The organism is Thiocapsa sp. UBA6158 (assembly GCF_002423035.1).
Lineage (GTDB): Bacteria > Pseudomonadota > Gammaproteobacteria > Chromatiales > Chromatiaceae > Thiocapsa.
Window position 1 is genome coordinate 17,170 of the sequence record NZ_DIUM01000126.1, and the last position, 12,227, is coordinate 29,396.

The 12,227-nt window shown below is 64.1% G+C and carries 6 protein-coding genes; 2 read left to right on the plus strand and 4 right to left on the minus strand.

Annotation, left to right across the window (positions count from 1 at the left end):
- Nucleotides 1-168 precede the first annotated feature (168 nt).
- Complete coding sequence (locus B4N44_RS17125; RefSeq protein WP_296703402.1) at nucleotides 169-2,271, plus strand: carboxy terminal-processing peptidase; 2,103 nt, start codon at nucleotides 169-171, stop codon at nucleotides 2,269-2,271.
- Between the two features lie 220 nt (nucleotides 2,272-2,491).
- Nucleotides 2,492-4,129 carry a glutamate--cysteine ligase gene (gene gshA, locus B4N44_RS17130; protein WP_296703405.1) on the plus strand — a complete coding sequence of 546 codons (1,638 nt, stop codon included), beginning with the start codon at nucleotides 2,492-2,494 and terminating at the stop codon, nucleotides 4,127-4,129.
- Nucleotides 4,130-4,262: 133 nt separating this feature from the next.
- On the opposite strand, the gene B4N44_RS17135 is transcribed toward gshA, so the two are convergent.
- From B4N44_RS17135 to dnaE, 4 genes are all read right to left on the minus strand, one after another.
- Entirely contained in the window at nucleotides 4,263-4,934 is a 672-nt protein-coding gene (locus B4N44_RS17135) for a hypothetical protein (RefSeq protein ID WP_296703408.1), read from the minus strand.
- A 435-nt stretch (nucleotides 4,935-5,369) separates the two neighbouring features.
- Nucleotides 5,370-6,767, minus strand: a complete 1,398-nt coding sequence (gene sthA, locus B4N44_RS17140; protein WP_296703410.1) for a Si-specific NAD(P)(+) transhydrogenase — start codon at nucleotides 6,765-6,767, stop codon at nucleotides 5,370-5,372.
- Between the two features lie 137 nt (nucleotides 6,768-6,904).
- Nucleotides 6,905-8,230, minus strand: coding sequence for a paraquat-inducible protein A (locus tag B4N44_RS17145; protein WP_296703414.1), 1,326 nt, complete (start codon nucleotides 8,228-8,230; stop codon nucleotides 6,905-6,907).
- Nucleotides 8,230-11,805, minus strand: a complete 3,576-nt coding sequence (dnaE, locus tag B4N44_RS17150; RefSeq protein WP_296703416.1) for a DNA polymerase III subunit alpha — start codon at nucleotides 11,803-11,805, stop codon at nucleotides 8,230-8,232. Before dnaE ends, B4N44_RS17145 begins: the two co-directional genes overlap by 1 nt.
- Nucleotides 11,806-12,227 lie beyond the last annotated feature (422 nt).

The window sequence follows — 12,227 nt, forward strand, 5'->3', positions numbered from 1 at the left end:
TTGCGGATAACGGTAGGCCCATGAAGAGCTGTCGCGGCGGCCCCATCTGTCTATTTACCGCGGGCAATGCTCCGCACGGCGTTGGATCGAGGTCTTTGCGGTTTGGGCCAGAAACCCCGTCCAACCAACGTTGTCTCTCTGCAAAGAGATTGATTGCGAGAACCGCCTATGAGATCGCGCCTGTCCCGCCTTGTCTTCGCCGTCGCTGCCTTCCTGGCGACGACGCTCGTCTTTGCAGCCCCTCGCCAGGTTCCGCTCTCGGAGCTGTTTCCGAGCCCTGCCCAGACCAAATCGGCGGTTGTCATCAACAAGGTTCTCGAGCGCTTTCACTATAGGAAGGTCGAGCTCGACCACGACTTTGCACAAGACGTGCTCGACAGTTACCTCAAGGCACTGGACCCGAGCCGTTCCTTCTTCCTGGCCCGCGATGTCGAGCGCTTCAAGGGCGGCGCGAAACGCTTGGACGAAGGGTTGCGTCGCGGCGAGCTCGACCTCGCCTTCGACGTCTTTCGGGTGTACCGAATGCGTGTCGACGAGCGGGTCATCTATGCCGAGAGTCTTCTGAGGGGGCCGTTCGATTTCGATCGCGACGAGACCTACAGGCTCGACTCCCCGGACGTGGCGTGGGCCAAGGACAGCGCCGAGCTGGACGACATCTGGCGCAGGCGCGTGAAGAACGATTTCCTGACCCTGCGCTTGGCCGACAAGACGGACGAGGAGATTCGCGAACGGCTCGGCGAGCGCTACCAAGGGTTGGTGCGTCGCACCCATCAGTTCGACGGCAACGACGTCTTCCAGACGTTCATGAACGCCTATACCCAGACGCTCGAGCCGCATACGAGCTATATGTCGCCCAGCACCTCCGAGAACTTCGACATCAGCATGAAGCTGTCGCTGGAGGGGATCGGGGCCGTCCTGCGCGCGGACAACGAATACACGGTGATTCAGAGCACGGTCCCGGGCGGTCCGGCCCGCGAGTCCGGTCAGGTCCAGACGGGCGATCGAATCGTCGGAGTTGCTCAGGGGCTCGACGGCGCGATCGAGGATGTCGTGGGTTGGAGGCTCCAAGACGTCGTCGACAAGATTCGCGGACCCAAGGGATCGGTCGTGAGGTTGCAGCTGCTGCCCAAATCCGCTGCGACCAACGGCGGTGTGCGCGAGGTCGCGATCGTACGCAACGAGATCAAGCTCGAGGATCAGGCCGCGAAAGGCTTGGTGCTGGATACGTTGGAGAACGCGCCGGGACTGCGGATCGGCGTGATCGAGATCCCGGCCTTTTATCGGGACTTCCAAGCCGAAGGCTCGGGCGATCAGAACTTCCGCAGCACGACCCGGGACGTACGCCAGCTGATCGACGACCTGGTCTTGAAGGGCGTTGACGGCATCGTGATCGATCTGCGCGGCAACGGCGGTGGCTCCTTGGCCGAGGCGACCTCGCTCACCGGTCTTTTCATCGACACGGGTCCGGTCGTGCAGGTGAAGGACGCCTTCGGCAAGATCGAGGTCGAGACGGATCCCGAGCCCGGCCTTGCCTACCGTGGCCCCTTGGCCGTGTTGGTGGATCGCGACAGTGCCTCTGCCTCCGAGATCTTTGCCGGTGCCATACAGGACTACGGGCGCGGACTGGTGATCGGCGAGCCGACCTTCGGGAAGGGGACCGTGCAGACCCTGATCGATCTCAACCGCTACGTCCCGGGGGAGCAGAACAATCTTGGCCGCCTGCGTCTGACGATGGCCGAGTTCTTCCGCGTCAGCGGCGGGAGCACGCAGCTGCGCGGTGTCGAGCCCGATATCCGCTTCCCGACCGCCGATCTCGTGTCCGAGCACGGCGAGCGATCCCTCGACAATGCCTTGCCTTGGACTCGGATTCGACCGGCCGAATACAAGAAGGTCGGCTCCGTCAGCGTCGAACTCCTGGCGCTGCAGTCCGCGGAGCGCGTCTCCAGAGATTCCGGCTTCACGATGCTGGTGGAGCGCAGCAAGCTGATGCGCGATGTCGAGGCCCAAACCCATGTCTCGCTCCAGGAGCGTGCGCGCCGCGAGGAAGACGAGCGTCGCGGGAGCGTCTTCAAGGAGCAGCAGAACAGTTATCTCCGTGCGCGTGGAATTGCTCCGGTGGACGAGGATTCCGAGGAGCAGGTCGACGAGGATCTGCTCGATGCACAGCGCGAGGCCATTGCGCGCATTCAGGTCGAAGAGGCTGCCCGCATCCTTGCCGATGCCGTCTTGCTCGAGCGCACCGAACGGCCGCGTGCAGTGATGCGTGACTGAATCGCGTCCACCAATGACATGCGCCGTCTTCACCTTGAATCGACGTCACATGGATTCACGGGCGTAGGAGCCGACGCGATTCAGGGTTTCGAATCGAATATGTTCGCCCGGATGGCGCGCGTGAACTCTGCGGCATCCTTTCGCCGAGGTTTAGCCGGCTTTCGGCCGTCGCCCGGGTCGAGCGCGCCACACTGCCGATCTTAAGGTTAAGGGTTAGTCATTGAATCAGTCTCGAAAGGATCTTGAAACGCGGCTCGAGCGACTGCGTTCGGCGGGCGCGTCCGAGCGGCTCCGCGGCAATCGCATCGGTCTGGAAAAGGAGGGTCTGCGCGCGTCGGCGGCTGGCCATCTCGCCATGTCGCCGCATCCGCGAGCACTCGGCTCCGCCTTGACGCATCCCTACATCACGACCGATTTCTCCGAGGCGCTGCTCGAGCTCATCACCCCCCCGACGTCGCGGGTCGAGGAGGTGCTGGCATTCCTCGCGGATCTCCATGCCTATGTCTATCGCTGTCTCGGCGACGAGCTGATCTGGGGAACCAGCATGCCCTGCGTGCTCGAGGGCGGCGCGAGCATCCCGCTTGCGCACTACGGCACCTCGAACGCCGGGACGATGAAGACCATCTATCGGCGTGGCTTGGGCAACCGCTACGGTCGAACCATGCAGGTGATCGCCGGTCTGCATTTCAATTTCTCGTTTGCGGACGAGTTCTTGGATGCATACGAGGCGATTCAAGGCGTGGAGGGCGATGTCGTGGCCTTTCGCTCCGATGTGCAGATGGGGATGATCCGCAACCTGCAGCGTGTCGGCTGGATCGTGCCCTATCTCTTCGGTGCATCCCCCGCGGTCTGTTCAAGCTTTGTCCAGGGTCGCGAGACCGATCTGCAGGTCTTCGACCCTCATACGCTCTATTACCCTTATGCGACCTCGCTGCGCATGGGCGATATCGGGTATCAGAACCAACAGGAACAAGGCACCGGGATGAAGGCGAGCTACGACAGCCTCGATTCCTATGTGCGCAGTCTGACCTGGGCGATCGAGACCCCCTGTCCGCAGTACGAAAAGATCGGCGTGAAGGTCGGCGATCGTTACGAGCAGCTCAACGCCAACGTGCTCCAGATCGAGAACGAGTATTACAGCACGGTGCGCCCCAAGCAGATCACCGAGTGGATGGAGCGCCCGACGCTGGCCCTGCGGCGCCGCGGCATTCGCTATGTCGAGCTGCGCTCGCCCGACATCAATATCTTCGAGCCCGTCGGTATTGCGGCCGAGCAGATTCACTTCTTCGAAACCCTGATGCTCTATTGCCTGATCCTGGACAGTCCGCGCATCGGCGCGAGCGAGCGGCGCGAGATCGACGAGAATCAGGTCTTGACCGCCCATCGCGGACGCGAGCCCGGACTTGCGCTAACCCGCCTTCGCGAGGCTGTTGCCTTGCGTGTCTGGGCGAGCGAGATCCTCGATGACATGATCAGGGTCGCCGAGCTCCTCGACGGGGCGGCTGATGGTCCTCATGTGCAGAGTGTCGAGCGACAACGTGAGAAGGTTGCGGATCCGGATGCGACCCCTTCGGCTCGCATCCTTGCGATGATGCGTGAGCGACACGAGGGCTTTTTCGCCTTCGCTCGGCGTCTGACCGAGGCCCACCGTGAGACCCTCAGGCGCCATCGGATCGATCCCGAGCGCGAAGCATTGCTCGAGCGCCTTGCCCGCGAATCGATCACGCAGCAAGAGGCCATCGAGGCCGCCGACGATCGCAGCTTCGATGATTTTCTTGCCGATTATTTCAACCAGGGCCGAGCCACCGACATTGGCAGGGATCCGGCAGTCGACCGCTTCGAGCTTCAGGCAAGTTGAAATGAACCCGGCGCGATGCCGTTCGGGTCATCACCCGAACAAGGCCGTCGAAACGACGAAGACCCCGTTGCCGGGGTCTTCGGGTCATGCGCGAGCCGACTCTTCGAACTGATCGCCTCGGCGTGCCGGATCCCTACTGCGCAGTCGCGGCAGGTGCCGGCGCAGCGGCCTGTTGCTCGGGGGCCTGGACCTTGGGCGCGCAGTCATGGCTCGGCATCATCGCCGGGTGCATGTGCGGTGCATAACCGGCCATGTGGGTACGCTCCATCGCACGCGGATGTTGCGCGCGACGCTGTTCGCTCTCCGCCTTGAAGGCGGCGCGACGCTCCTGAATCCCCTGCTGAACCTTGGCGCGCTGGGCATCCATCTCATCCATGCGCGTCTTTACCAATTCGGGCATCGCCGGGCGCTCCGGGATCTGACCGAATTCAGGCATGGCGGGCATCTCGGGCATGGCCGGGATCTGACCGAGCTCAGGCATGGCCGGCATCTCGGGCATTCCGGGGTACTGAGCGAATTCCGGTATCGGCGGCATCTCGGGGAAACCGGAGTCGATGCCGGCAGGCATCCGAGCGAAATCGGCGGCGCGCTGCTCCATCATCTGCCGGTGCGCCTCCATCGCCTGCTCGATGGCCTTGTGCTGCTGCTCGGCCATCGCCTCGTGCCGCGCGGAGATGGCCTGCATCTGCTGCTCGGCCATCTCGGGCGTCATGATCGGCGCGACGGGGGCGTTGTACCAGGCACCGGCTGAGGACGCGGCGGCGGCAAGGGCGATGATCGAGGCTGCTTGGACAAGCTTGGACATGGAACACACCTTTAAGATTTGAAAATGATGGGTCTCGGTCGTCTTGCGAGCCCTCCCCGTCGATCGGGGAGCCACTGCCGCTCGACGCATCGGTCGAGCGGGACTCGAGGATCTTCATCAGGGACGGATACAGGCAACATCGTCGGGGTCGCGCCATCCATGGGCGTCATGGCTTCCGGGGACCCGCGCCATGAAGCGGGCGTCGGCAGCAAGCTGATTATTGTCGTTGCCCTTCGATCGCGTCCTGATTGGGGCATCAGTATATAATGATTCTCTAACATATCAACCCAAAGTTAATCCTGCGACGCAATACACCCGCCGTCGCAACTTAAATTATTGATTCTATTATTATCCTAAACCGCGCCCCCGCTAAGGACCGTGGCTGCACCAAACATCGAGTCCACCCGAAAGCGAGCATCTCGCTCTGGGCGCGGTTTAGAAGAGCCGATTCAGGCCGTTGAGCGCCGCGACCCGATAGGCTTCCGCCATCGTGGGATAGTTGAAGGTGGTCTCGGTGAAATAACGGATGCTGTTTGCCTCGCCGTGCTGGGACATGATCGCCTGGCCGATATGCACGATCTCGGCGGCCTGCTCGCCGAAGCAGTGAATCCCCAAGATCTCCAAGGTCTCGCGGTGAAAGAGGAGCTTGAGCATGCCGACCGTGTGCCCGGTGATCTGGGCACGGGCGATACTCTTGAAGTCCGCCTGGGCGACCTCGTAGGGGATCTGCAGTGCGGTGAGCTCACGTTCTGTGCGCCCCACGGAGCTGATCTCCGGGACCGTATAGATCCCGGTCGGGAATTCCTCGATCAGCGACCAGTCGCAGGCGCCGTCGGCGATATGTGCGCCGACGAATCGCCCCTGGTCGTAGCCGGCACTGGCCAACGCGGGCTGACCGACCACGTCGCCGACGGCATAGATGTGCGGCAAGGCGGTCTGGTAGCTCTTGTTGACCTCGAGCTGTCCACGCTGATTGGGTGTCAGTCCGATGGTTTCGAGTCCCAAGTCGTGGGTGTTGCCGGTTCGTCCGTTGGCCCAGAGCAGGATGTCCGTCTTGAACTTCTTGCCTGATTTGCAGTGCAGTACCACGCCGTCGTCGCCGGCCTCGACACGCTCGTAGGTTTCGTTGTGTCGGATCACCACGCCCTGCTGGCGTAGGTGATAGCCGAGCGCGTCGGTGATCTCGTCGTCGAGAAAGGACAGGAGTCGGTCGCGTGAATCGACCAGGTTCACCTTCACATCGAGCGCGCTCATGATCGAGGCGTACTCGCAGCCGATGACACCTGCACCATAGATGGTCATGGATCGCGGCGTGTGCTTCAGTCCGAGCACGGTATCGCTGTCGCGGATGCGCGGGTGGGTGAAATCCACATCCGGCGGCCGATAGGGGCGCGAGCCCGTGGCGATGACGATGTGCCGGGCGCGCAGCTCTTCGGTGACGCTACCCGGGCGTTGGACCTCGATCCGATCCTCGCCCAGGAAGCGCGCACGCCCGAACACGACCTCGACCCGATTGCGCTGATAATAGCGATACCGGGTGCGGACCTGATCGTTGATCACGCCGTCCGCGGCTCGCAGCAGATCCGGGAACGCCACCTCGATTTGATGTTGGGTGTGTTGGAACAGCGGGTTGCGCCGATAGTCCGCAAGCATCTGGATCGAGTGGCGCAGCGCCTTGCTGGGGATGGTGCCCCAATGGGTGCAGCCCCCGCCCACGGCAGTGTGTGCCTCGACGACGGCGATCCGATGCCCGGCCTTGGCGAGCTTCATCGCCGCGCCTTCCCCGGCGGGTCCGGTTCCGATGACGATGCTGTCGAATTCTCTGGTGGTCATCGCGACGGGCTCCGGTTGGGGTTCAAAAGTGCACCCGGAAATCTTAAGCACGGAACGGGCCATCTCGATGCAGGAATGGCCGCGCCCTGGCCGATCGCCCCTGTCGACGACAAGGCACTTGCGTTCCTCGCCGCAGCCTATCGATCCCGGTCGAGACGGTTTTCCAGTGCACCTGACAGGAGGAGTCCGGCAAGAACGAAGCCGAGGAAGAGATAGAAGCCTGGCTCCAAGGAAGTGCCGTTGGTGGTCAAGACGGCGACCGCGTCGCTCGCGCCCCGAAGGCTGCCGAGCTGGTTGCCGACCAAGGCATCAAAGCCGATATAGGCCATGAAGATGGCGACGACCATGACGTCTGCCATCGACCATTTACCTGACTTGAGCGCGAAGAATCGTACCGTCGCCGATTCGCGCGACCCGCCGGCATCATAGTAATAGGCATAGGTCGCCAAGAGCTTGAGGGCGGGAAAGACGACGCTGAAGAGGGTCAGGAGCACGGCGACCAAGAGCATGTCGGCCTGACCGGACTCGAACAGGATCCGCATCACGTCGAAGATGCTCTTGGTCTGGAAATAGAGCACCTGGTCGGTAAAGACGACCGGCTCGCCGAGGAGCCGGAAGGCCAGCTCGCCGATGCGTGCATCGACCTCGATCATGGGTGTGGCAAGCCCGCCGACGAGCAGGAGGAAGGTCGCGCCGACGCGTGCGAAGAGCAGGACCGGAGCGGGCCGATCGGTCGCCCTGCCCGAGGCTTGCCCCCGCGGGCCACCGCCGATGAGCGAGACCATGAAGACCAAGGCCGTCAGCCCGATCACGGCCCCGAGCTGTTGTTGGATCCGCGGCTGAAGCGCGCCGATTTCGGTTGCGATCAGGCGTGAGCAGGCATCGACATCCGCACAGCCATAACCCACCAAGACGGCCTCCAACGGGCGTCGATCGGTACCCGCACCGCTCGAGGCCACGGCATCGCGAAGCAGCACCCGCAACCGGGCCTTGATCTGCTCCTTCACGCCGGGCACGGAGAGTTGCTCGACAAAGGCATCGGCGTACTCGGGCACCCGGTCGCGCAGACGCGCCACGTCCAGCAGCAGATCCTGCAAACCTTGCTGCAGTGCGCCTTGGAGCTGGTCCAGCCAGCTTCCGCCCGGGTCGGGGCGCCGTTGACTGAGATTGCGCTCGATCTCGCGGATCAGTGTATCCAGCAACTGGGTCACGGCCGCGGTCACCTGCTCCCGGCTGGCCTCGGTGAGATCCAGTTCGTCGACGCGCTTCTCCAGGATCTGCCCGATCCGCGCGACCCAGACGTCGGCGTCCAGCAGCCCATAACGGATATGGTGGATCTCGGCGAGATCCGTCTTCAGGGCCTTCACGCGGTTCAGATCGCCGATCAGGCCGACCATCAACCAGCCGGCCCCGATCAGCAGGGTGACGGCGAGGATTTGTCGAACGAGACGTCCGGTCTGCATCAGCCTACCGCCGCCAGACGCGGACGTTGCGTCTCGGTCTGCGCTACCGGCAACGGCGAGCGTTCGTAGACGACGCTGACCGCGTCGCCCCCGAGGAGCTGTCGCAGACGTTTCAGCAGTGCATCGGTCGGCTCGACACGCCAGGCGTCGCCGAGTACCAGCTCGCCTGCCGCACCGGGACGGCAATAGCGCAGGCGGACCGGAAGATCCCCGTCGCGAAAGGCGGCGAGTGCGGTACGCAGGGCATCGAGCCGGACAAGGCCATCGGCGTGGGCAGCGGGGTCCGAGAGATCCAGGATCAGCCGCAGATGATCGGCCATGCTCGCCCGCGCCTGCTCGAAGGTCCGCACGTCGTCGGCACGCAAGGACCAGCTGTCTCGGTACTCGTCGAAAGTGAGCGCTCCGGAAACCTGCAGGATCTGATCCGGCACCAGCAGATGACGCAACTGCTCGTAGAGCTCGGAGAAGACGGTGATCTCGATGCGTCCCGTGCGATCGTCGAGTATCACCGAGCCCATGCGCCCGCGCGGTGTCTTGCCGTGACGCACCGAGACCACCAGGCCGGCGACGCTGCGCTTTTCGCGATCGCGCCGGTCGCGCCGACCTAGCTCGCGATCCGTCTCCAGGAGCTTGGCGATGCGGCTGACCGCCATCGCTTGGAGCTCGGACTCGTAGCGATCGATCGGATGTCCGGTCAGGTAGAGTCCGAGTGTCTCCTTCTCGCCTGCCAGACGCTGCTCGTCTTCCCAGTCGGCCCGGACCTCGGTCGCGAGTTGGGGATCGGGCTCGGGCGAGGCCACCGGCTCCAGTGCACCGAAGAGATCCGCCTGGCCCGCCGCCCGGGTCGCATGGTGCTGCTCGGCGAGCTTCAGCGCCAAGGGCAGCTCGGCCATCAGGGTCGCGCGGTTCGGACCCAGCTCATCGAGTGCGCCGGCGCGCACCAGGGCTTCCAGAACGCGTCGGTTGGCCTTGTGCAGATCGATCCGCCGACAGAAGTCCCACAGATCGCGGAAGGGACCCTCGGACGTGCGCGCCGCGATGATCGTCTCGATCGCACCCTCGCCGACACCCTTGATGGCGCCCATGCCGTAGATGACGGTGCGCGGATCGGCAACGGTGAAGCGATAGGCCGAGCGATTGACCGCCGGCGGCTCGACCCGCAGACGCAGCGCGCGACACTCCTCGATCAAGGTCACCACCTTGTCGGTGTTGTCCATGTCCGCGCTCAGCACCGCTGCCATGAAGGCCGCCGTGTAGTGCGTCTTCAGCCAGAGGGTCTGATAGCTGACCAGGGCGTAGGCGGCCGAGTGAGACTTGTTGAAGCCGTAACCGGCAAATTTATCCATCAGATCGAAGATATAGGTCGCGATTGCTCGGTCGACCCCGCGCGCAACCGCCCCTTCCTCGAAGATGGCGCGCTGCTTATCCATCTCCGACTGTTTCTTCTTGCCCATCGCCCGGCGCAGCAGGTCGGCGCCGCCGAGCGAATAGCCGGCGAGCACCTGGGCGATCTGCATCACCTGCTCTTGATAGAGGATGATGCCGTAGGTCGGTTTGAGGATAGGCTCCAGATCCGGGTGCGGATAGGCGACCTCGGCACGTCCGTGCTTGCGATTGATGAAGTCGTCGACCATGCCCGATTGCAGCGGGCCGGGACGAAAGAGCGCCACCAGCGCGGTGATGTCTCCGAAGCTGTCGGGCTGGAGCTTCTTGATCAGCTCCTTCATGCCGCGCGACTCCAGCTGGAAGACCGCGGTGGTCTCGCAGCGTTTGAGGAGCGCGAAGGCCTCGGCATCCTGCGGCTCGATCCGCTCGATGTCGATCGGCGCCTCGCCGGCCTCGCGACGCAGCGCGTTCACGGTCTTGAGCGCCCAATCGATGATGGTCAGGGTGCGCAGACCCAGGAAGTCGAACTTGACCAGTCCGACCTGCTCCACGTCGTCCTTGTCGAACTGGGTGACCAGGTTTTCCCCGCCCTGCTCGCAGTAGAGCGGGGCGAAGTCGGTCAGCTTGGTCGGCGCGATCACCACGCCGCCGGCATGCTTGCCGGCATTGCGCGTCAGACCTTCGAGCTTGCGGGCCATGTCGATCAGGGTCCGGATCTCTTCGTCGTCCTCGTAGGCGGCCTTCAGATCGTCGCTCTCGGCGAGCGCCTTCTCCAGGGTCATCCCCAGCTCGAAGGGCACCATCTTGGCGACCCGGTCGACGAACCCGTAGGGATGCCCCATGACGCGCCCGACATCGCGCACCACCGCCTTGGCCGCCATGGTGCCGAAGGTGATGATCTGGGAGACCGCCTCGCGACCGTACTTCCCGGCGACATAATCGATGACCCGGTCGCGGCCTTCCATACAGAAGTCGACGTCGAAGTCGGGCATGGAGACGCGCTCGGGATTCAGGAAGCGCTCGAACAGCAGATCATGCTCGATCGGGTCCAGATCCGTGATCTTCAGCGCATAGGCGACCAGCGAGCCCGCGCCCGAGCCGCGTCCCGGTCCGACCGGGATACCTTGCGCCTTGGCCCACTGGATGAAGTCCGCGACGATCAGGAAGTAGCCGGTGAAGCCCATCTGGATGATGACGGACAGCTCCAGATCGAGCCGCTCGGCGTAGGGCCGGCGCTGCTCGGCGAGGTCTGGCGACTCCGGGTCCAGAATCCGCTGCAGGCGCTCCTCGAGCCCGACCCGGGAGGCCTCGGCGAAATAGCTGTCCATCGTCATCCCGGCCGGGACCGGGAAATCCGGCAGGAAGTTCTTCCCGAGGGTGAGCTCGAGGTTGCAGCGCTTGGCGATCTCGACCGAGTTCTCCAGCGCCTCGGGCAGATCGGCGAAGAGTTCGGCCATCTCCGCGGGGCTGCGCAGCGACTGCTCGGCGCTGTAGCGACGCGGACGACGCGGGTCGTCCAGGGTGCGCCCCTCGTGGATACAGACCCGCACCTCGTGCGCCTCGAAGTCCTCGGGATGGAGGAAGCGCACGTCGTTGGTCGCCACTACCGGCACACCCGAGCGGATGGCCAGATCGACGCTGGCCTCCACCAGCGCCTCCTCCTGCTCGCGCCCGGTGCGCACCAGCTCCAGGTAATAGCGGTCGCCGAACACCGCGAGCCACTGCGCGAGACGCCGCTCGGCGGCCTCGCGATGCCCGTTCAGGAGCAGTTGAGCGACATCGCCTTGCGACCCGCCCGAGAGCGCGATCAGACCCTCGGCGGCGGAGGCGATCCAGTCGCGCGCCACGTGCGCCACCCCGAGGTGCTGGCCCTCGACATAGGCGCGCGAGATGAGCCGCGTGAGATTGCGGTAGCCGATCGCATCCTGGACGAGGAGCACCAGACGGTGGGGCTTGTTCGCGTCCTCCGGGTTGCGCACCAGCAGGTCGGCCCCCGCGATCGGCTTGAGTCCGGCCGCGACCGCGGCCTTGTAGAAGCGCACCAGGGCGAAGAAGTTGCACTGATCCGTGATGGCGACCGCCGGCATCCCGAGCGCGGCGACACGCTTGACCAACGGCTTGATCCGCACCAGTCCGTCGACCAGTGAATACTCGGAATGCAGATGCAGATGGACGAAGCTGGGATCCACGGGTGTCCTGATCGGGGTTCGACGATGGCGGCAGGGGATGCCGGCCGGATAGTCTACCGGTCTGCCGGCGTCACGCCGATTCGGAAAAACAGATCGGATTCGGGATCCGGGTCGGGATCCTCGACAGGGGCGAGCGGCCCGGCGGCGGGGCGTTCCCCGCTCGGTCGGGCACGAGAGCAACAACGCGCCTAGCGCCGGTTTGATTGTGCAGACTTTTCCGGAAGGCGCGGTTCCGGACATTGGAGAACGTCCGCTGACCATCCGTCGACCCGCACCTGCTCTTGCAGGCTCCACACGGCCGCCGGCTGCGCCGAACCCTTTCTGTGTATCGGCATCAGCGGCGTGATGCACCGACGGGTCGGCTCCTCGATCGGATACTCGGCATCGGGATCTTCCCGGGGGTGTGACCGAAACTGATGCGT

Bases quoted from the DNA above. Each gene is read 5' to 3' on its own strand.
- B4N44_RS17125 (WP_296703402.1), top strand. From the start codon at position 169: ATGAGATCGCGCCTGTCCCGCCTTGTCTTCGCCGTCGCTGCCTTCCTG.
- B4N44_RS17135 (WP_296703408.1), bottom strand. From the start codon at position 4,934: ATGTCCAAGCTTGTCCAAGCAGCCTCGATCATCGCCCTTGCCGCCGCC.
- sthA (WP_296703410.1), bottom strand. From the start codon at position 6,767: ATGACCACCAGAGAATTCGACAGCATCGTCATCGGAACCGGACCCGCC.
- B4N44_RS17145 (WP_296703414.1), bottom strand. From the start codon at position 8,230: ATGCAGACCGGACGTCTCGTTCGACAAATCCTCGCCGTCACCCTGCTG.